We start from the raw sequence: 23,322 nt of genomic DNA, 5'->3' as shown, positions 1-23,322 counted from the left end.
CGGAGAGGAGCGGTTCCGGCCATGGCCGAGGAAGAGAAGCTGCGCGACTACCTCAAGCGGCTCACCGTGGACCTGCGCCGCACCACGCGCAGGCTGCGGGAGGTGGAGGAGCAGCGCCGGGAGCCGGTGGCGGTCGTCGGCATGGCCTGCCGCCTCCCCGGCGGCGTGCAGAGCCCCGAGGGGCTGTGGGAGCTGCTGCGGGACGGCCGGGACGCCATCTCCGCCATGCCCGCGAACCGGGACTGGCACCTGGACGACCACTTCGACCCGGACCTCGGCGGGCCCGGCACCTCGTACGTGCGCGAGGGCGGCTTCCTCGACGACATCGCCGGCTTCGACGCGGCGTTCTTCGGCATCTCGCCGCGCGAGGCGCTGGCCATGGACCCGCAGCAGCGGCTGCTGCTGGAGCTCGCGTGGGAGAGCGTGGAGCGGGCCGGGATCGACGCCCACGCGCTGCGCGGCTCCCGTACGGGCGTGTTCGTGGGCAGCAACCCCACCGAGTATGGCGGGCTGCTCGGCGACGCCGCCGCCCAGGTGGGCGGGCACCTGCTCACCGGCACGGTCCTCAGCGTGCTGTCCGGCCGGCTCGCGTACACCCTCGGCCTCGAAGGCCCGGCCGTGAGCGTGGACACCGCGTGCTCCACGTCGCTGACCGCGGTGCACCTCGCGGTGCAGGCGCTGCGCCGCGGCGAGTGCACGATGGCGCTGGCGGGCGGGGCGACCGTGTTCTCCACGGTCGGTCCCTTCACGGAGATGAGCAGGCAGCGGGTGCTGGCCGCCGACGGGCGCTGCAAGGCGTTCGGCGCGGGCGCCGACGGCATGGGCATGTCCGAGGGCGGGGGCGTCGTACTCCTGGAGCCGCTGAGCGCGGCCCGCCGCAACGGGCACCGCGTGCTCGCCGTGATCCGCGGCAGCGCCGTCAACTCCGACGGTTCCTCCAACGGGCTGACGGCGCCGAGCCGGCAGGCCCAGGAGAAGGTGATCCGCGCGGCCCTCGCCGACGCCGGACTCGGCGCCGCGGACGTCGACGCGATCGAGGCGCACGGCACGGGCACGGAGCTGGGCGACCCGATCGAGGCGCAGGCGCTGCTGGAGGTCTACGGCCGCGGCCGGGCCGCCGCCGGGGCGCCGCTGTACCTCGGCTCGGTCAAGTCGAACATCGGGCACACGCAGGCCGCCGCGGGCGTGGCCGGGCTGATGAAGCTCGTACTGGCGCTGGAGCACGGGGAGTTGCCCCGTACGCTGCACGCGGAGGCGCCCAGCCCGCACGTCGACTGGGACCCGGCGACGCTCGCGCTGCTCGGCGAGGCGCTGCCGTGGCGCGGCGGCGAACGTACCCGCAGGGCCGCGGTGTCGGCGTTCGGGATCAGCGGCACCAACGCGCACGTGATCCTGGAGCAGCCCCCGGCGGACGAGCAGCAGCCGGTGCCGGCGGCGCCGGCCGGCGGTCCCGCGGGCCCGTGGCTGGTCTCCGCCGCCACCGCGGACGGGCTGCGCGCCCAGGCCGCAAGGCTGGCCGGCCACCTCCGCGCCCGTCCCGAGCTCTCCGTCGAGGCGGTGGGCCACGCGCTCGCCACCTCGCGGGCCGCGCTCGGGTACCGCGCGGTGCTCCTCGGCAGCGACCGCGGGGAGTTGCTGGGCCGGCTCGACGCCCTCGGCCGCGGCGACGCCGCCGCCGGGCTGGTCACCGGCGTGCAGCAGAGCGGGCGGCTGGCGCTGATGTTCTCCGGGCAGGGCAGCCAGCGCCCCGGCATGGGGCGCGAGTTGTACGAGGCGTTCCCGGTCTTCGCCGAGGCGCTGGACGAGGTGTGCGCGGCGCTCGACGCGCACCTCGACGTCCCCGTGCGCGAGGTGATGTTCGCCGCGGCGGGCACCGAGCGGGCGGAGCTGCTGGAGCACACGCTCTACACCCAGCCCGCGCTGTTCGCCGTGCACACCGCGCTGGCGCGGCTGCTCCGGTCGTGGGGCGTGCGGCCTGACCACCTCATCGGCCACTCCGTGGGCGAGTTGTCGGCCGCGCACGTGGCCGGGGTCTTCCCGCTCGGCGTGGCCGCCGACATGGTCGCCACCCGGGCGAAGCTGATGGACTCGCTCCCCGAGGGCACCGGCATGCTCGCCGTGCGGTCGGGACCCGAGCCGCTGGCCGGGCACCTGGAGCGGCACGCGGGGGTGGAGATCGCCGCGTACAACTCCCCCGCCGCGACCACGCTGGCCGGGCCGCTCGACGCGCTCGACGCGCTGGCACGGGAGCTGGCCGACGCCGGGATCCGCGCCAGGCGGCTGAAGTTGGCGCACGCCTTCCACACCGCGCACACCGAGCCGGTCCTCGACGCCTTCGCGCGCCATCTGACGGACCTCTTCGAGCGGCACGCCCCGGGCGAGGCGGAGATCCCGGTCATCTCCAACGTCACAGGTCTGCCCGCGACGGACGCGCAGCACCACGACCCCGCGTACTGGGCCGAGCACATCCGCCGCCCCGTCCGCTTCCACCAGGGCGTCGCGGACCTGGCCGGCCAGGGCACGACGACGTACCTGGAGCTGGGCCCCGACGCCACCCTCAGCACCCTCGCGCAGGCGGTGCTCGACGAGGCGGACCCGGCGCAGCCGGGCGGCGAGCCGGCCGTGGTCACCTCGACGCTGCGCCGCGACCACCCCGAGGTCCCCGCCCTGTTCGCCGCGGCCGCCCGGCTGCACGTGCACGGCGCCGAGGTGGACTGGCGCCCGCTGCACGCCGGGGGGCGGCCCGCCGAGTTGCCGACGTACGCCTTCCAGCGGCGCCCGTACTGGCTGCGGCAGGCGCGTCCGGCCGCCGACCAGCCGGGCGTGCGGGTCACCCGGCACCCGCTGCTCGGCGCCGTGCTGGAGACGGCGGACGCCGAGCGTCCCGGTGCCGTGTGCACCGGCCGGATCAGCGCGCGTACGCCCGGCTGGCTCGCCGACCACGTGCTCGGCACCACCGTGGTGCTGCCGGGCACGGGCGCGGTGGAGATCGCGCTGTGCGCGGCACGGCACGTCGGCTGCGCGCGCGTCGAGGAGCTGACGCTGCGCGCGCCGGTGGTGCTGCCGGCGGAGGGCGCATTGCAGCTCCAGGTGGCGGTGGACGCCCCGGACGCCGACGGCCGCAGGGCCCTCTCCCTGTACGCCCGTCCGGAGCCGGGCGCCGACGAGGCCCCAGGGGACACCCCTGACCTCGCCGCGGACTCCGCGTGGACGCTGCACGCGACGGGCGTGGTGGCGCCCGACGCGGGGGCGGCGCCCGGGGCTTGGGACGGCACGGCCTGGCCGCCGCCGGGCGAGCCGGCCGCGGTGGTGGACGACCTGTACGACCGGCTGCACGAGCGCGGGATGCGCTTCGGCCCGGCCTTCCGTTCGCTGCGCACGGTATGGCGCGACGGCGAGCACCTGTACGCGGACCTGGCGCTGCCCGAGGCGCAGCACGCGGACCTCGACGAGTACGGCATCCACCCCGCGCTGCTCGACGCCGCACTGCACACGGTCGCGCTGCTGGACGAGACGGGGGGGGAGCTGCGGCTGCCGTTCGCCTGGTCCGGCGTACGGCTGCTGGCGCGGCCCGGCGCGGCGGCGCTGCGCGCCCGGGTGACGCCCACCGGCCCGGAGACCGTCGCCCTGGACCTCGCCGACGCCATGGGCACGCCGGTGCTGCGGGTGGACGAGGTGGCGCTGCGGCCGGTGCCGGCCGACAGCATCGGCGCGGTGTCCGCCGACCCGTTGTACGGGGTGGAGTGGCAGCGGCTCGACGCGGCGCCGGAGGCGGCGGACGGCGGTGAGCTGTGGGAGACGGACCTCGACGCGTTCGCCGCCGGGACCGTTCCCGGGCGGGCAGGCGTGGTCGTCGTACGGTGCCCCGCCGCGGAGGGCGCAGGCGACGCGACCGCGGAGAGGGCGCGTACGACCGTCGCCCGGGTGCTGGCCGCCGTGCAGCGGTGGCTGTCCGACGACCGCTTCGCCGACAGCCGGCTCGCCGTGGTCACCCGCGGCGCGGTCGGAGCAGACGCGGCCGGGGACGTACCCGCGCTGGAGTCCGCCCCGGTGTGGGGGCTGCTGCGCTCGGCGCAGTCGGAGCACCCGGACCGGATCGTGCTCGTCGACGACGACCCGGCCGAGCGGTCGGCGCTTCCCGTCGCGGATGCGGTACGGGCCGCGCTGGCGGCCGGCGAACCGCAACTCGCGATCCGCGACGGCGCCCTTCTCGCCCCGCGGCTCACCCGGATCACGCCGGAAGGCCCCGCGGCTCTCGCCCCCGAGGGCACCGTTCTGGTCACCGGCGCGAGCGGCACGCTCGGCGGGCAGGTCGCCGCGCACCTCGTCACGGCCCACGGCGTACGCCGCCTGCTCCTCGTCAGCCGCCGCGGCGAGGCCGCTCCCGGCGCGGACGAACTACGCGCCCAACTCGCCGGGCTCGGCGCCGAGGTGACCTTTGCCGCCTGCGACGTCGCCGACGGGGACGCCCTCCGCGAGGCTCTGGCCCTGATCCCGCCGGAACACCCGCTGACCGCCGTGGTGCACGCGGCGGGCGTGCTGGACGACGCGACCGTCAGCGAGCTGACGCCCGCTCAGCTCGACGCTGTGCTGCGGCCGAAGGCGGACGGCGCCTGGCACCTGCACCGGCTGACCGCGGACCTGCCGCAGGTGGCCTTCGTCCTCTTCTCGTCGTTCGCGTCCGTGGTCGGCACCCCCGGCCAGGCCAACTACGCGGCCGCGAACAGCTTCCTGGACGCCCTCGCGCAGCACCGCCGCGCCCGCGGGCTGCCCGCCGTGAGCCTGGCCTGGGGCCTGTGGGAGCAGGGCGGCATGGGCGGGGGTCTGGACCGGGCGGCCCGGGCACGCATCGCCCGCGCCGGCGTACGCGCCATGCCCGCGGGCCGGGCGCTGGCGCTGCTGGACACGGCGCTGCGCAGCCCCGTGGCGCTGGCCGCCCCCGTGGTCCTCGACCGCCGCGCGCTGCGTACGCAGTCGAGCGCCGGCACGCTGCCCGCCGTACTCCGCGCGCAGGCACCCGCCGAGGGCACCGCCGGTGCCGCGGCCCCGGCCGCCGGCCCGCTCGCCGGGCTGGCCGCGCTGGGCCGCGCCGAGCAGGACCGCACGCTGCTGGCGCTGGTACGCCGCACCGCCGTGCTCGCGCTCGGCCTGCCCGAGGGCGAGTCGGTGAGCCCGGGGCAGACCTTCCGCGACCTCGGTTTCGACTCGCTGACCGCGGTCGAGATGCGCAACCAGCTCAGCGCCGCCACCGGCCGCCGGCTGCCCGCCACCGCGGTCTTCGACCACCCCACGCCCCAGGCGCTCGCCGACCATCTGCGCACGGAGCTGCTGGAGTCCGACGAGGCCGCTGCCCCGGCCGTACCGACCGCGGCCGCCCGCGCGGCCGACGACGACGACCCGATCGCCGTCGTCGCCATGTCCTGCCGCTACCCCGGCGGCGTGGACTCCCCCGCCGACCTGTGGGACCTGCTCAGCCGAGGCGCCGAGGGCACCAGCACGTTCCCCGAGAACCGCGGCTGGGACATCGACGCGATCTACGACCCGAGCGGGGAGCGCCCGGGCACCACGTACACGCGTGCCGGCTCCTTCCTGCACGACGCCGACCGGTTCGACGCCGAGTTCTTCGGGATCTCGCCGCGTGAGGCGGCCTCGATGGACCCGCAGCAGCGGCTGCTGCTGGAGCTGTGCTGGGAGGCCGTCGAGGGCGCCGGCATCCCCGCCGACGAGCTGCGCGGCTCCTCGACCGGCGTGTTCGCGGGGATCATGTACAGCGACTACGGCGGCCGGCTGCTGCTGCGCACCCCTGCGGAGTACGAGGGGTACGTCGGCAACGGCAGCGCGCCGAGCGTGGCTTCCGGGCGGATCGCGTTCACCTTCGGCTTCGAGGGGCCCGCGCTGACCGTCGACACGGCCTGCTCGTCGTCGCTCGTCGCCCTGCACCTCGCGGCGCAGTCCCTGCGCAACGGCGAGTGCACGCTGGCGCTGGCCGGCGGCGCGACCGTGATGTCGACGCCCGCGGTGTTCGTCGAGTTCTCCCGGCAGCGCGGCCTCGCCCCCGACGGCCGCTGCAAGTCCTTCGCGGACTCCGCCGACGGTACGGGCTGGGGCGAGGGCGCCGGCGTGCTGCTGCTGGAGAAGCTGTCGGACGCCGAGCGCAACGGGCACCGGGTACTCGCGGTCCTCCGCGGCTCCGCGATCAACCAGGACGGCGCCTCCAACGGCCTCACCGCCCCCAACGGCCCCGCACAGCAGCGCGTCATCCGGCAGGCCCTGGCCAACGCCCGGCTGACCGGCGCCGAGGTGGACGCCGTCGAGGCGCACGGCACCGGCACCACGCTGGGCGACCCGATCGAGGCGCAGGCGCTGCTGGCGACGTACGGGCGCGAGCACTCGGCCGCACAGCCGCTGTGGCTGGGCTCGGTGAAGTCCAACCTCGGGCACACGCAGGCCGCGGCCGGTGTCGCCGGGGTCATCAAGATGATCGAGGCCATGCGGCACGGTGTGCTGCCGCGCACGCTGCACGTCGACGAGCCGTCGCAGCACGTCGAGTGGGGCGAGGGCGTCGTCTCGCTGCTGACCGAGCAGCGGGAGTGGGCGCGCGCCGGGGCCGGCCGGCCGCGGCGGGCGGGCGTGTCCGCGTTCGGCATCAGCGGCACCAACGCGCACGTCATCCTGGAGGAGGCGCCGGCCGTCGCGCAGGAGGCGCGGACCGAGGCACCGCGGCCGGCCGGCGCGGCGCTGCCCTGGCTGGTCTCCGGCGCGACGCCGGAGGGCCTCAGCGCCCAGGCCGCCCGGCTGGCCGAGCGCGTCCAGGCGCGGCCGGAGCTGAGCGTGACCGACCTGGCGTGGTCGCTGGCCGCCCGGCGTACGGCCCTGCCGTACCGGGCCGCGGTCCTCGGCCGCGACCGTACGGAACTCCTCGACGGACTGCGCGAGGTGGCCCAGGACCGGAGCGCGCCGGGTGTGATCCGTACCCGGAGCGAACAGCGGCCCGGCGGCCTGGTGTTCATGTACTCGGGGCAGGGCAGCCAGCGCCCCGGCATGGGCCGCGAGCTGTACGAGGCGCTCCCGGTCTTCGCCGGGGCGCTGGACGAGGTGTGCGCGGCGCTCGACGCGCACCTCGACCTCCCCGTACGCGACGTGATGTTCGCCGACGCGGCCTCCGACGGGTCCGCGCTGCTCGACCAGACCCTCTACACCCAGACCGGCCTGTTCGCCCTGCACACGGCGCTCACCCGGCAGCTCCTGGCGTGGGGCGTACGGCCGGACCACCTCATCGGCCACTCCATCGGCGAGCTGACCGCCGCGCACGTGGCGGGCGTGCTGTCCCTCACCGACGCGGCAAGGCTCGTCACGGCCCGCGCCCGGCTGATGAACGAACTCCCCCACGGCGCAGGCGGCATGCTCGCCGCCCAGGCAGGTCCCGAGGCGCTGGCCGAGCACCTGGAGCGGCACGGGCGGGCGGAGGTCGCCGCGTACAACTCCCCCGCCGCGACGGTGCTCGCCGGGCCGGTCGACGCGCTGGCCGCGCTCGCGGAGGAGCTGGGCGCGGCCGGGATCCGCACCCGCCGGCTGAAGGTGAGCCACGCCTTCCACTCCGCGCAGATGGACCCCGTGCTGGCCGAGTTCACGAGCGTCGCGGGCGGGCTCACGTACCGTGCGCCCGACCTCCCGGTGGTCTCCAACCTCACCGGCACCGCGGCCACCGCCGTCGAGCTGACCGACGCGGCGTACTGGGCCGAGCACATCCGCCGCCCCGTCCGCTTCCACCAGGGCCTCGCGCACCTCCTCGGCGAAGGCGCCACCGCCTTCCTGGAGATCGGCCCCGGCGCCACCCTGACCGCGCTCGCCCGGGCGGTCCTGCCGGGCGAAGGCGACGCCGCGGCGATCCCGTCGCTGCGCCCGGCCCGCAAGGCCCCGGACGGCGAGGCGCCGACGCCCCCGTCGGACGAACCCACCGCGCTCCTGCACGCCATGGGCGAGCTGCACGCGGCCGGCGCGGGCCCGCGGTGGACGGACGTGCTGCCGCGCGGGCGCACGGTCGAGCTGCCGACGTACGCGTTCCAGCGCCGCCGCCACTGGATCGACCCGGTGGAGCCTGCCGCGGCCCCGGCGGACTCCGGCCTGCATTACCGGACGTCCTGGGCGCGCCTGCCCCGGGACGGCGGCGCCGTGCTGGACGGCACCTGGCTGCTCGCGGTGCCGGACGGCGAACGGGCCGGGGACTGGCCGGAGTTCTGCGCCGCGGCGCTCGGGGATGCGGGGGCGCGGGTCGCCACCGTCGAGATCGCCGCGGGCACGGAGCGCACGCCGCTGGCCGAGCAGCTCGCGCGCCGGATCGAGGAGACCGGGCAGCCGCACGGGATCCTGTCGCTGCTTGCCGTACGTGCCGGCAGCACCGGCAGCGCGGACACCGCCGGGGCCGCCGCCGCGGACCCGGCCGCCGACGGCGTACCGGAGGAGCTGACCGCCACCGTCCTCCTCACCCAGGCCCTCGGCGACGCCGGCGTGACCGCCCCCCTGTGGGCAGCCACCCGGGAAGCCGTGTCCGTGGGCGCCGGCGACCCGCTCGCGAACCCGGAGTCCGCCCTGGTGTGGGGCTTCGGCCGGGCCGCGGCGCTCGAAGAGCCCGCGCGCTGGGGCGGGCTGATCGACCTGCCGGGCACCCCCGCCGACCTCGGCGCGCGCGGGCGCGCCGAGCTGGCCGGGCTGCTCGGCGGCGCGCCGGACGGCTCCGGCGCGCCGGTGGAGGACCAGATCGCGCTACGGGCCGACGGGCCGCGGGCGCGGCGGCTGAGGCGTACGACGCCCGCCCGCAAGGCGGACGCCCAGTGGCCGCCCCGCGGCACCGTCCTCGTCACCGGCGGCACCGGCGGACTCGGCGCCCACGCCGCCCGGTGGCTGGCGGCGAACGGCGCCGAGCACCTGCTCCTCGTCAGCCGCCGCGGCCCCGCCGCCCCCGGCGCCGACGAGCTGCGCGCCGAACTCACCGGGCTCGGCGCCGAGGTGACGATCGCCCCGTGCGACGTCACCGACCGGGCGGCCGTCGCCGCGCTGCTGGCCGGCGTACCCGAGGAGACCCCGCTGACCGCCGTGCTGCACGCGGCCGGCGTCAGCGTGGACCGCGGGCTCGCGGATCTGGACGCCAAGCACTTCGCCGAAGTCCTCGGCCCCAAGTCCCTGGCCGCCCGCCACCTGCACGAGCTGACCCAGGACGCGGACGGCGGCAGCCGGCTCAGCGCCTTCGTGCTCTTCTCGTCGACCGCCGGCGTGTGGGGCAGCGGCACGCAGGGCGCCTACGCCGCGGGCAACGCCTACCTCGACGCGCTCGCCGAGCACCGCCGCGCCCGCGGCCTCCCGGCCACCGCGGTGGCCTGGGGCGCATGGAGCGGCGAGGGCATGGCCGGCGACGGGGAGAACTCCCGGCGGCTGCTGCGCCGCGGCATCCGCGGCCTCGACCCGGGCGCCGCGGTGGCGGCCCTGGCGGAGGCCGTACGGGGAGGCGAGGCGCCGACGACGATCGCCGACATCGACTGGTCCGCGTTCACCCTCGCGTTCACGTCCCGGCGGCACAGCCCGCTGCTGGGCGAACTCCCGGAGGCGCGCGCGGCGCTGGGCGGCGCGCGGGAGGAGGCCGGGGCCGAGGCCGCGGGCGCCGACGCCGCCGCGCGGCTGCGGTCGCTGCTGGCGGGCCGTACCCGCGAGGAGCAGCAGCGCGAGCTGCTGGACCTGGTGCGTACGGAGGTCGCGGGCGTGCTCGGGCACGCGTCGGCCGACGGCGTACGGCCCGGGAAGCCCTTCAACGACCTGGGCTTCGACTCGCTCACCGCCGTCGAACTGCGCAACCGGGTCAACTCCAGGACCGGGCTGCGGCTGCCGACGACCGTCGTCTTCGACTACCCGACGCCGGACGCCCTCGCCACCTGCCTGCGCGAGGAACTCGGCGGCCCCGACGCCGCGGGACAGTCGATCCTCGCCGACCTGGCGCGGCTCGACGGCGCGCTGAGCGGCGCGGCGCTGGCGGACGAAGAGGTACGGCGCCGGGCCGGGGAGCGGCTGCGGACGATGCTCCAGCGGCTCGACGGATCCGCGCCGCACGGCGCGGAGAACGGCCACGCGGCGGGCGGCGGCCCGGACGGCGGCGCCGCCGGCGAGGCGGACAGCGATCTGGAGTCCGCGTCCGTCGACGACCTCCTCGACATCATCCAGACGGAGTTCGGCAAGTCATGACGCCCCCCGCCCGTACGCCCGTGAACCACCCGGTACCTCTCCGCGCCTCGACAAGGAGCTTGCGCTGATGAAGAACGAGCAGAAGCTTCTGGACAACCTCAAGTGGGTGACCGCGGAGCTCCGCCAGGCCCGCCGGCGCCTGGGCGAGGTCGAGGCGAAGTCCACGGAGCCCATCGCCATCGTCTCCATGGCCTGCCGCTACTCCGGCGGCGTGGCCTCGCCCGAGGACCTGTGGCGGATGGTGGCCGAGGGCCGCGACGGGATCGTGGAGTTCCCGGCCGACCGCGGCTGGGCCGAGGACCTGTACGACCCGGACCCGGCGGCGAGCGGCAAGAGCTACACGCGGATGGGCGCCTTCCTCCAGGGCGCCGAGCAGTTCGACGCGGAGCTGTTCGGCATCTCGCCGCGTGAGGCACTGGCGATGGACCCGCAGCAGCGGCTGCTGCTGGAGACGGCCTGGGAGGCGTTCGAGCGGGCGGGCCTCGACCCGGCCGGGGTGAAGGGCAACAGGACCGGCGTCTTCGCGGGGCTCAACTCGCAGGACTACCTGCTGCGCCTCTACCGCGCCACCGGCGACCTGGAGGGCTACGCGGCCACCGGCAGCGCCGGCAGCGTGGCCTCGGGCCGGGTGGCGTACACCTTCGGTCTCGAAGGCCCGGCGGTGACGGTGGACACGGCGTGCTCGTCGTCCCTGGTCGCGCTGCACCTGGCGGTCCAGGCGCTGCGCAACGGCGAGTGCGACAGCGCGCTGGCGGGCGGCGCCACCGTCATGTCCAGCCCGTCTGCCTTCACGGTCTTCTCGCGGCAGCGCGGCCTGGCCGTGGACGGCCGTTGCAAGGCGTTCGCCGACGCGGCCGACGGTACGGCCTGGGGCGAGGGCGTCGGCCTGGTCCTGCTGGAGCGGCTGTCGGACGCCCGGCGGAACGGGCACGAGGTGCTGGCGGTGCTGAAAGGCTCCGCCATCAACCAGGACGGCGCGTCGAACGGCCTCACGGCACCGAACGGGCCGTCGCAGCGCCGCGTCATCGAGCAGGCGCTGACCAACGCCAGGCTGAACGCGAGCCAGGTCGACGTGGTGGAGGCGCACGGCACGGGTACGACGTTGGGCGACCCGATCGAGGCGCAGGCGCTGCTGGCGACGTACGGGCGCGAGCACTCGGCCGAACGGCCGCTGTGGCTGGGGTCGGTGAAGTCGAACGTCGGGCACACGCAGGCCGCGGCCGGGGTGGCGGGCGTCATCAAGATGGTCGAGGCCATGCGGCACGGCGTGCTGCCGCCCACGCTCCACGTGGACAAGCCGTCGAGCCACGTGGACTGGGAGTCGGGCACCGTCGCGCTGCTGACGGAGACTCGGGAGTGGCCGGAGACGGGCGAGCCGCGGCGGGCGGCGGTGTCGTCGTTCGGCATGAGCGGCACGAACGCGCACCTGATCCTGGAGGCCGCGCCGGTTGCGGCACCGGACGAGGCGGAGACGGGCGACGGGGAGACGTCCCCGGAGGCGGCGCCGGAGACGGAGGCGGTGTCGTCCCTGCCGGTGCCGGTGGTGGTTTCCGGTCGCTCGGCGGCGGCGCTGGCGCAGTCGGCCGGACGGCTCGCGGAGTACGTCGAGAAGCACCCGCAGGTCGAGGTGGGTGCGCTCGCGGCGCGGCTGTGGAGTGGCCGGGCGAAGATGGAGCACCGCGCGGGCGTCGTCACGGCCGACCGGGACGAACTGCTGGAGGCGCTGACCGCGCTGGCCACGGGTGCGGCGCACCCGGCGCTGGTCACGGGTCCGGGGTCGGCGGAGGCGGGGAAGACCGCGTTCGTGTTCCCTGGGCAGGGCTCGCAGTGGACCCGTATGGGCTACGAACTGGCCGCCGAGGAGCCGGTCTTCGCCGCACATCTGGCCGCGTGCCGGGACGAGCTGGCGCGCTGGTGCGACTGGGACCTGCTCGACGTCCTCGCCAGCGAGGACGAGAACGCCCTCGACCGCGTGGACGTGGTGCAGCCCGCGCTGTTCGCCGTCATGACCGGCATCGCGCAGCTCCTGCGCCACCATGGCGTCGAGCCCGACGCGGTCATCGGCCACTCGCAGGGCGAGATCGCGGCCGCGTACGTCGCCGGAGCGCTTGCCCTGCCCGACGCGATCGCGGTCGTCGCGCTGCGGGCACAGGCCATCACCCGACTCGCGGGCACCGGCACCATGGCCTCGTTCCCGCTGCCGCAGGACGAACTGGGCGAACTGCCCGACGGCGTCTACGTAGCGGCGATCAACGGCCCGCACACCACCATCCTCGCGGGCGAGACCCAGCCGCTCACCGAGCTGGTCACCACGTACCAGGAGCGCGACATCCGCGCCCGCCTGATCCCCGTGGACTACGCCTCGCACACCCCCCACGTCGAGGACCTGCGCGAGACGATCACCACGGACCTGGCCGAACGCGCCGCGATCCGGCCGGTGGCACCCACCATTCCGTTCTACTCCACCCACACCGGCGCGCTGCTCGCGCCGGACCAACTGCTGGACGCGGAGTACTGGTTCGACAACCTCCGCCACCCCGTCCACTTCCACACCACCCTCGAACAGCTCCTCGACGACGGCCACTACACCCTCATCGAGGCCAGCCCCCACCCGGTCATGACCGCTGCCCTCGCCGACACCTTCGAGCAGCGGACCACCCCAGCCCGCCACCACGCCACCCTCATCCGCAACAACGGGGCCAGGACCCGCTTCCTCCTCGCGCTGGCGAACCTCCACGCCCACCACCACCCGATCGACCTCAGCGCTCAGCTCCCCCAGGTCGACCGGCCCGGCGACCACCTGCCCGAGCTGCCCACCTACCCCTTCCAGCACCAGCCCTACTGGCTCGACGCCCCGGCCCAGCTCACCAGCGCCACCGACCTCGGCCTGAGCAGCACCACCCACCCCCTCCTCAGCGCCGCCGTCCAGCTCGCCGACACCGGCGGCACGGACGAGACGGGCGCCACCACGATGGTGTTCACCGGCCGCCTCGGCCTCTCCACCCACCCGTGGCTCGCCGACCACGCCGTCGCCGGTACGGTCCTCCTCCCCGGCACCGCGCTGGTGGACCTCGCCCTGCACACCGGCGACCACACCGGCGCCACCCACCTCGAAGAGCTGACGCTCCAGGCACCGCTGGTGCTCGACGAGACCGGCGCCCGCGACCTCCAGGTCACCACCACGCCCCTCGACGACGGCCAGGGCGGCCGGCAGGTCGCCATCCACTCCCGCGCCCACGCCGACGACGAGGCGGAGTCCGAGTCCTGGACCTGCCACGCCACCGGCACGCTCACCGCCGAACCGGCCGGCGCGGCCGAGTCGTTGGGCCAGTGGCCGCCCGCGGGGGCACAGGCGCTCGACGTTTCCGAGCTGTACCCGCGGATGGCCGCGGCGGGCTACGGGTACGGGCCCGCCTTCCGCGGCGTCACCAGGGCCTGGCAGCACGCGGACGGCACCCTCCACGCCGAGATCGCCCTCCCCGGGGACGCGGACGCCGACGGGCACACCGTCCACCCCGCGCTGCTCGACGCCGCCCTCCACCCCCTCGCCCTCCGCGCCCTCGGCACGGGCGGCGCCGCGACCGACGAGGCGCGGGAGCTGCGGCTGCCGTTCGCGTGGAGCGGTGTGTCCGTCCACGCCACCGGCGCCACCCACCTGCGCGCGACCCTCACCCCCACCGGCGAGCACGGCCACGACCTCGCGCTGCGCGCCTGGGACCCCACCGGCGCGCCCGTCGCCACGATCGCCGCCCTCAACACCCGGCCCGTCGACCCCACCGCGCTCACCACCGGCGGCGCCGACGACGGCGCCGCGACCCGCAACAGCCTCTTCCAGCTCGCCTGGACCCCGGCCCACGCGCCGCAGGAGGACTCCGCTCGTATCGATCCCGGGCAGGTCGACCTCTACGTCGCCACCCCGGCCGCCGACGACACTCCGGCCGCGGCCCATGCGGCGACCGAAGCCCTGCTCACCCATCTGCAGAGCTGGCTGGCCGCCAACGACGAGACCGACCGCCGGCTCGTCGTCCTCACCCACCGCGCCGTCGCCACGGGTCCGGCCGAGGACGTCCACCTGGCCCACGCGCCGCTGTGGGGCCTGGTCCGTACGGCCCAGAACGAACAGCCCGACCGCGTCCACCTCCTCGACGCCGACGTCACGGTCGACGCCGCGGCCGGCTTCGCCGACGTGCCGCACCTCGCCGACGCCCTCGCCACCGGCGAGCCGCAACTCGCCCTGCGCCACGGGCAGCTCCTCGTCGCGCGACTCGTGCGCGCGACCGGCGCGGGCGGCACGCTGGACGTGCCGGAGAGCACGTGGAAGCTGGCCACCGGGGGCGACGGCACGCTGGAGGCGGTCGCCTGCCGGCCGATGCCGGAGTGGGACGAGCCGCTGACCGCCGGGCAGGTTCGCGTACAACTGCACGCGATCGGCCTGAACTTCCGCGACACGCTCATCGCCCTGGGCATGTACCCGGGCGACGCCCCGCTGGGCAGCGAGGGCTCCGGCGTCGTCACGGGCGTCGCCGACGACGTGACCGACTTCGCCGTGGGCGACCGGGTGATGGGTGTCATGATCGACGGCGCGGGCTCCCACGCCGTCACGGATCACCGCCTGCTCACCACCGTCCCCGAGCAGTGGGGCTTCACCCAGGCGGCCGGGATTCCGGTGGCGTTCCTGACCGCGTACTTCGCGCTGAAGGACCTCGGCGGCCTGGAGTCCGGCGAGTCGCTGCTGCTACACGCCGCCACCGGCGGCGTCGGCTCCGCCGCACTCCAGCTCGCCCGCCACTTCGGCGCCGACGTCTACGCCACCGCCAGCCCGGCCAAGCACCACCTGCTGCGCGCCCAGGGTCTGGACGACACGCACATCGCGTCCAGCCGGAGCCTCGACTTCGAGGAGCACTTCCGCGCCCACGCCCCGGACCAAGGCGTGGACGTCGTCCTCAACGCCCTCGCGCACGAGTTCACCGACGCCTCGCTGCGGCTCGTACGGCCCGGCGGCCGGTTCATCGAGATGGGCAAGACGGACGTACGCGACGCCGACACCGTGCAGGCGGAGCACCAGGTCCAGTACCGGAACTTCGACCTGATCGAGGCGGGCCCCGACCGAATCCAGCAGATCCTGGCGCACCTGACCGAGCTGTTCTCCGCGGGTGTGCTGACGCCGCTGCCCACCACCTCGTTCGACATCCGGCACACCCCGCAGGCACTACGCCACCTCAGCCAGGCCCGGCACACCGGCAAGCTGATCCTGACCCTGCCCCGCCCACTCGACCCGAACGGCACCGTGCTGATCACCGGCGGCACCGGCGTCCTCGCGGGACTGACGGCACGCCACCTGATCACCCAGCACGGCGTACGCCACCTCCTGCTCGCCTCCCGCAGCGGCCCCGACCACCCCGACGCCGATGCCCTCCGCGCCGAGTTCACCGAACTCGGCGCCCACGTCACCATCGCCGCTTGTGACGTCACCGACGCCGAGGCCGTACACGCCCTGGTGGACTCCGTGGCCGAGCAGCACCCGCTCACCGCCGTCATCCACACCGCGGGCGCGCTGAGCGACACCGTCCTCACCCAGCTCACCCCCGAGAACCTGCACCCGGTTCTCGACCCGAAGGTCGACGCCACCCACCACCTGCACGAGGCGACCCGGCACCTGCCCCTGGCCCACTTCGTCGTCTACTCCTCCGCCGCCGGCACCCTCGGCAACCCCGGCCAGGCGAACTACGCCGCCGCCAACGCGTACCTCGACGCCCTCGCCCACCACCGCACCAGGCAGGGTCTCCCCACCACCAGCCTCGCCTGGGGCTACTGGAAGCAGGCCACCGGCCTCACCGGCCACCTCAGCGACAACGAAGTCCGCACGGTCACCCACGGCACCACCCCGCTCGAAGCGGACCACGCCTTCCGCCTGTTCGACGCGGCCCTCGCCGGCCCCGAGGCGTACCAGCTCTGCCTCCCCCTCAACCCCGCCGCGCTGCGCACGGCCCCCCGCCTCCCCGCCCTCCTGCGCGACCTCGTCCCGCGGCCCGCCCGCCGCGTCGCCGCCACCTCGGCCGCGACCGACGGCAACGCCCTCGCCGAGCAGCTCGCCGCGCTCCCGGAGGCGGAGCAGGAGCGCCGGCTGCTGGATCTCGTACGCAGCAACGTGGCCGCGGTCCTCGGCCACGGCACGCCTGACGCCATCGATCCGCAGCGGCCGTTCAAGGAGCTGGGCTTCGACTCCCTGACCGCCGTCGAGCTGCGCAACCGCCTCACGAACGCGACGTCGCTGCGCCTCCCGGCGACCCTGATCTTCGACCACCCGACGCCCCAGGCGCTGACCCGCCACCTCCTCGGCCAGTTCCTCGACACCGGCTCCCTCACCGCGCGGACCCCGAGCCGCGGGGGGACCGCGGCCGCGAGCGACGACCCGATCGCGATCGTCTCGATGGCGTGCCGCTACCCCGGCGGCGTACGCGACTCGCGGGCGCTCTGGGACCTCGTCAGCACCGGCCGGGACGCCATCGGCGACCTTCCTGCCAACCGCGGCTGGGACCTGGAGAACCTGTACGACCCGGACCCCGACGCGACCGGCAAGGTCTACACCCGCCACGGGGCTTTCCTGCACGACGCGGACCTGTTCGACGCGGACTTCTTCCACATGAACCCGCGCGAGGCGCTGGCCACGGACCCGCAGCAGCGGCTGCTGCTGGAGACCTCGTGGGAGGCGTTCGAGCGGGCGGGCATCGAGCCCGGCACGCTCCAGGGCAGCAACACCGGTGTCTTCGCGGGCGTGATCTCCCAGGACTACCTGCTGCGGTTGCACCAGAACCCGGAGGGGCTCGAGGGCTACATCGCCACCGGCAGCTCGGGCAGCGTGGCGTCCGGCCGGATCGCGTACACCTTCGGGCTCGAGGGCCCGGCGATGACGGTGGACACGGCGTGCTCGTCGTCCCTGGTCGCCCTGCACCTCGCGATGCAGGCGCTGCGCAACGGCGAGTGCGACCTCGCCCTCGCCGGCGGCGCGACCATCATGGCCACCCCCGGCACCTTCCAGGTCTTCTCCCGCCAGCGCGGCCTGGCAGCCGACGGCCGCTGCAAGCCCTTCGCCGACGCGGCGGACGGCACCGGCTGGGGCGAGGGCGTCGGCCTGGTGCTGGTCGAGCGGCTGTCGGACGCGCGGCAGAACGGGCACGAGGTGCTGGCGGTGCTGAAGGGCTCCGCCGTCAACCAGGACGGCGCGTCGAACGGCCTCACCGCGCCGAACGGCCCGTCGCAGCGCCGCGTCATCGAACAGGCGCTCGCCAACGCCGGGTTGAGCGGCGACCAGGTCCACGCCGTCGAGGCGCACGGCACGGGCACCACGCTGGGCGACCCGATCGAGGCGCAGGCGCTGCTCGCGACGTACGGCCAGGCGCACACCGAGGAGCGGCCGCTGTGGCTGGGCTCGGTGAAGTCCAACATCGGCCACACCCAGGCCGCGTCCGGTGTCGCGGGCGTGATCAAGATGGTCGAGGCCCTGCGGCACGGCCGGCTCCCGCAGACCCTGAACGTGGATCGCCCCTCCACCCACGTGGAGTGGGACACCGGCCACGTCGCGCTGCTGACGGAGACGCGGGAGTGGCCGGAGACGGGCGAGCCGCGGCGGGCGGCGGTGTCGTCGTTCGGCATGAGCGGGACGAACGCGCACCTGATCCTGGAGGCGGCCCCGGCCCTGCCGGAGGCCGAGGATGAGCCGGAAGCCGGAGCCACGCCAGCTCCGGTGGTGGTGTCCGCGCGTACGGCGGGCGCGCTGGCGCAGAGCGCCGAGCGGCTTGCGGCGTACGTGGAGCAGAACCCGCAGGTCGAGGTGGGTGCGCTGGCGGCGCGGCTGTGGTCCGGGCGGGCGAAGATGGAGCACCGCGCGGGCATCGTCACAGCCGACCGCGACGAACTCCGGGAGGCACTGACCGCGCTGGCCACGGGTGCCGCGCACCCTGCGCTGGTTACCGGACCCGGATCGGTCAGCGCGGGGAAGACCGCGTTCGTCTTCCCGGGGCAGGGCTCGCAGTGGACCCGCATGGGCTACGAACTGGCGGCGGAAGAACCGGCGTTCGCCGCACATCTGGCGGCGTGCCGTGACGAGCTGGCGCGCTGGTGCGACTGGGATCTGCTGGAAGTCCTCGCGAGCGAGGACGAGAACGCCCTGGACCGCGTGGATGTCGTGCAGCCCGCGCTGTTCGCCGTGATGACGGGCATTGCCGAGTTGCTACGCCACCATGGCGTGGAGCCCGACGCCGTGATCGGCCACTCGCAGGGCGAGATCGCCGCCGCGTACGTCGCCGGAGCACTGACCCTGCCCGACGCCATCGCCGTCGTCGCGCTGCGGGCACAAGCCATCACCCGCCTCGCGGGCACCGGCACCATGGCCTCGTTCCCACTGCCGGCAGACGAGCTCCAGGATCTCCCCGAGGGTGTCTACGTAGCGGCGATCAACGGCCCGCACACCACCATCCTCGCCGGCGAGACCCAGCCCCTGACGGACCTGGTCAACACGTACCAGGAGCGGGACATCCGCGCCCGCCTCATCCCCGTCGACTACGCCTCGCACACCCCCCACGTCGAGAACCTGCGCGACACCATCCTCAACGATCTGAGCGAGCGGGCCGCGATCCGCCCCGTGGCCCCGGCCATTCCGTTCTACTCCACCCACACCGGCGCGCTGCTCGCGCCGGACCAACTGCTGGACGCGGAGTACTGGTTCGACAACCTCCGCCACCCCGTCCACTTCCACACCACCCTCGAACAACTCCTCGACGACGGCCACCACACCCTCATCGAGTCCAGCCCCCACCCGGTCATGACCGCTGCCCTGGCCGACACCTTCGAGCAGCGGACCACCCCAGCCCGCCACCACACCACCCTCATCCGCAACAACGGGGCCAGGACCCGCTTCCTCCTCGCGCTGGCGAACCTCCACGCCCACCACCACCCGATCGACCTCAGCGCTCAGCTCTCCAGCGCCGAGGAATCCGCCGAGCTGCTGCCCGAGCTGCCCACGTACCCCTTCCAGCGCGACAGCTACTGGATCCAGACCTCCGCGCAGCTCACCAGCGCCGGCGATCTCGGCCAGATCAGCAGCGCCCACGCACTGCTCGGCGCGGCCGTGCAGCTCGCCGACGGCGGCGAGGACCCGGCCGCCGGTGCACAAGGCCCGTATGCCACGACCGTGTTCACCGGCCGGGTCAGCCCGAGCACCCACCCCTGGCTCGCCGACCACGCGGTCACGGGCACCGTGCTGCTCCCCGGCACCGCGCTCGTGGACCTCGCCCTGCACACCGGCGACCACACCGGCGCCACCCACCTCGAAGAACTGACGCTCCAGGCACCGCTGGTGCTGGAGGAGACCGGCGCCCGAGACCTCCAGGTCACCGCCGCACCCCAGCCGGACGCTGACGGCTGGCAGGTGACGATCCACTCCAGGCCCCACGCCGACGACGACGCCGAGCCCGAGCCGTGGACCTGCCACGCCACCGGCACCCTCACCGCCGAACCGGCCGAGGCGCCCCAGCCGCTCACCCAGTGGCCCCCCGCCGGGGCAGAGCGGCTCGACATCGCGGACCTCTACGCCCGGATGGCGGCGGCCGGCTACGAGTACGGGCCCGCCTTCCAGGGCGTCACCTCCGCCTGGTCGCATCCGGACGGCACCCTTCACGCCGACATCAGCCTCACCGAGGACGCCGACACCGCGGGGCACACGATCCACCCCGCCCTGCTCGACGCCGCCCTCCACCCGCTCGCCACCCGCAATCTCGGCGAAGACGGCGACGGGACACAGGAGTTGCGGCTGCCGTTCGCGTGGAGCGGTGTGTCCGTCCACGCCACCGGCGCCACCCGGCTCCGCGCCACCCTCACCCCCACCGGCGAGTACGGCCACGACCTCGCGCTCCGCGCCTGGGACCCCACCGGCGCGCCCGTCGCCACGATCGCCGCCCTCAACACCCGGCCGGTCGACGCGACCGCGCTGACCAGCGGCGCCCAGGCGGGAGCCGCGACCCGCAACAGCCTCTTCCACCTCGCCTGGAGCCCCACCCCCGCCGCTTCGGTGGGGCAGGTGGATCTCGACCAGGTGGACGTGTACGCCGCCGCGCCCGCCGCTGAGGACACCCCGGCCGCGGCGCACGTCGCGACCGAGGCGCTGCTCACCCACCTGCGGAGCTGGCTGGCCGCCAACGACGAGACGGACCGGCAACTGGTCGTCCTCACCCACCGCGCGGTGGCCACCGACCCGGCCGAGGACGTCCACCTGGCGCACGCACCGCTGTGGGGCCTGGTCCGTACGGCCCAGAACGAGAACCCCGACCGCATCCGCCTCATCGACACCGACACCGCGGGCGGCAGCGCGAGCGCGGCCGACGTCCCGCACCTGGCCGAGGCGCTGGCCACGGGCGAACCCCAACTCGCCGTCCGCAACGGTCACCTGCTCACCCCACGCCTGACCCGCTCCACCGCCACCGACGCCGGGGCCCGGCCCCTCAACCCCGAGGGCACCGTTCTGATCACCGGCGGCACCGGCGGTCTCGCAAGCCTGACGGCACGTCACCTCGTCACCGAGCACGGGGTACGCCACCTCCTGCTGGCCTCCCGCAGCGGCCCCGACCACCCCCACGCGACCGCACTCCGCGACGAACTCACCGACCTCGGCGCCCACGTCACCGTCGCGGCCTGCGACGTGACCGACGCCGACGCAGTACGCACCCTCGTCACCTCCGTCGACGAACAGCACCCCCTCACCGCCGTCATCCACACCGCCGGGGCCCTCGACGACGCCACCCTCGCCCAGCTCACCCCGCAGACGCTGCACCCGGTCCTCGCCCCCAAGGTCGACGCCGCGTACCACCTCCACGAGGCGACCAAGGACCTGGACCTCGCCCACTTCGTCCTCTACTCCTCAGCGGCAGGCACCCTCGGCAACCCCGGGCAAGCGAACTACGCCGCCGCCAACACCTACTTGGACGCCCTCGCCCACCACCGCACCAGGCTCGGCCTGCCCACCACCAGCCTCGCCTGGGGCTACTGGAAGCAGGCCACCGGCCTCACCGGCCACCTCAGCGACAACGAAGTCCGCACGGTCACCCACGGCACCACCCCGCTCGACACCGAGCACGCGCTCCACCTTCTCGACACCGCTCTCACCACCCCCCAGCCCCACCACCTCTGCCTCCCGGTGACGCCTTCCGCCCTCCGCACCCCGGACCGGCTCCCCGTCCTCTTCCGCGGCCTGGCCGTCCGGCAGACCCGACGTACCGCCGCCTCCTCGGCCGCGGCCGACGGCAACGCGCTCGTGGAGCAGCTCGCCGCGCTCGCCGAGCCCGAGCGGCAGCACAAGGTCGTCCTCGATGTCGTACGGAGCAACATCGCCGCGGTCCTCGGCCACGGCACCGCCGAGACCATCGACCCCCACCGCCCCTTCAAGGAACTGGGCTTCGACTCCCTCACCGCCGTCCAACTCCGCAACCAGCTCACCACCACCACCGCACTCCGCCTCCCGGCGACCCTCATCTTCGACCACCCCACCCCCGACGCCCTCACCCGTCATCTCCTCGGCCGGCTCCTCGACACCGCGCCCGCCGGCCCCCGCGCGCTCGCCGCCCGCACCGTCACCGACGGCGACCCCATCGCGATCGTCTCGACGGCCTGCCGCTACCCCGGCGAGGTCCGCTCGGCGGACGACCTGTGGCGGCTGGTGGCCGAGGGCACGGACGCGGTCTCGGAGTTCCCGGTCAACCGCGGCTGGGATCTGGACAACCTCTACGACCCGGACCCGGACGCGACGGGCAAGACGTACACGCGCCACGGCGCCTTCCTGCACGACGCGGACAGGTTCGACGCGGACTTCTTCCACATGAACCCCCGCGAGGCCCTGGCCACCGACCCGCAGCAGCGGCTGCTGCTGGAGACCGCCTGGGAAGCCTTCGAGCAGGCCGGCATCGACCCCACCAGCCTGCGGGACAGCAACACCGGCGTCTTCACCGGCGTCATCTACGCCGACTACGGCCCGCGTCTGATGCACCGGACCCCTGAGGGCTTCGAGGGCTACCTCGGCAACGGCAGCGCCGCGAGCGTGGCTTCGGGGCGGGTGGCGTACACCTTCGGCCTCGAAGGCCCGGCCATGACCATCGACACCGCCTGCTCGTCGTCCCTGGTCGGCATGCACCTCGCCGCGCAGGCGCTGCGCAACGGCGAGTGCGACCTCGCCCTCGCCGGCGGCGTCACCGTGATGTCCACGCCCTCCGCGTTCCTGGAGTTCTCCCGCCAGCGCGGCCTGGCCGCCGACGGCCGCTGCAAGCCCTTCGCCGACGCGGCGGACGGCACCGGCTGGGGCGAGGGCGCGGGTCTCGTCCTCCTGGAGCGCCTGTCCGACGCCCAGCGCAACGGGCACCAGGTGCTCGCCATCCTGCGCGGCTCGGCCGTCAACCAGGACGGCGCCTCCAACGGCCTCACCGCCCCGAACGGCCCGTCGCAGCAGCGGGTCATCGAGCAGGCGCTTGCCAGCGCCGGGCTGAGTGCCGGCCAGGTCGACGCGGTGGAGGCGCACGGTACGGGGACCACCCTGGGCGACCCGATCGAGGCGCAGGCGCTGCTGGCGACGTACGGCCAGGGGCACACGGCTGATCGTCCGCTGTGGCTGGGCTCCATCAAGTCCAACATCGGGCACACCCAGGCTGCGGCCGGGGTCGCCGGTGTCATCAAGATGGTCGAGGCCCTCCGCCACGGACACCTTCCCCGGACCCTGCATGTCGACGAGCCCTCCAGCCACGTGGAATGGGACACGGGCCACGTCGCCCTCCTCAGCGAGGCGCGGCCCTGGCCCGAGACGGGTGAGCCGCGGCGCGCGGCGGTCTCGTCGTTCGGGATCAGCGGCACGAACGCGCACGTGATCCTGGAGGCCGGCCCGGCGCAGTCGCCGACGGCGACGCCGGAGCCGACCGGCGGCGCGGAGTCGGCGGCAGAGCCGACTCCGGTGCCCGTGGTGGTCTCGGCCCGTACGGCGGCCGCGCTCGCGCAGTCGGCCGAGCGGCTGGCGGCGTACGTGGAGCAGCACCCGCACGTCGAGGTGGGTGCCCTGGC

The 23,322-nt window shown here is 75.2% G+C and carries 2 protein-coding genes; both read left to right on the top strand.

The window, feature by feature from the left end; translation table 11 throughout:
* Window positions 1-21: 21 nt before the first annotated feature.
* Window positions 22-10,230: a type I polyketide synthase gene (locus tag ACFYVJ_RS34135; protein WP_388900194.1), complete on the top strand. Its 10,209-nt coding sequence runs from the start codon at window positions 22-24 to the stop codon at window positions 10,228-10,230.
* Between the two features lie 67 nt (window positions 10,231-10,297).
* Window positions 10,298-23,322, top strand: a 13,025-nt coding sequence (locus ACFYVJ_RS34130; protein ID WP_388900191.1) for an SDR family NAD(P)-dependent oxidoreductase, incomplete at its 3' end; no start/stop codon positions are given.

The sequence above is a fragment of the Streptomyces sp. NPDC004134 genome, assembly GCF_042874195.1.
GTDB lineage: Bacteria > Actinomycetota > Actinomycetes > Streptomycetales > Streptomycetaceae > Streptomyces.
Note: the sequence above shows the minus strand (reverse complement) of the source record. Positions and strands in the feature narration are given on the sequence as shown.

Bases quoted from the DNA above. Each gene is read 5' to 3' on its own strand.
- ACFYVJ_RS34135 (WP_388900194.1), top strand. From the start codon at position 22: ATGGCCGAGGAAGAGAAGCTGCGCGACTACCTCAAGCGGCTCACCGTG.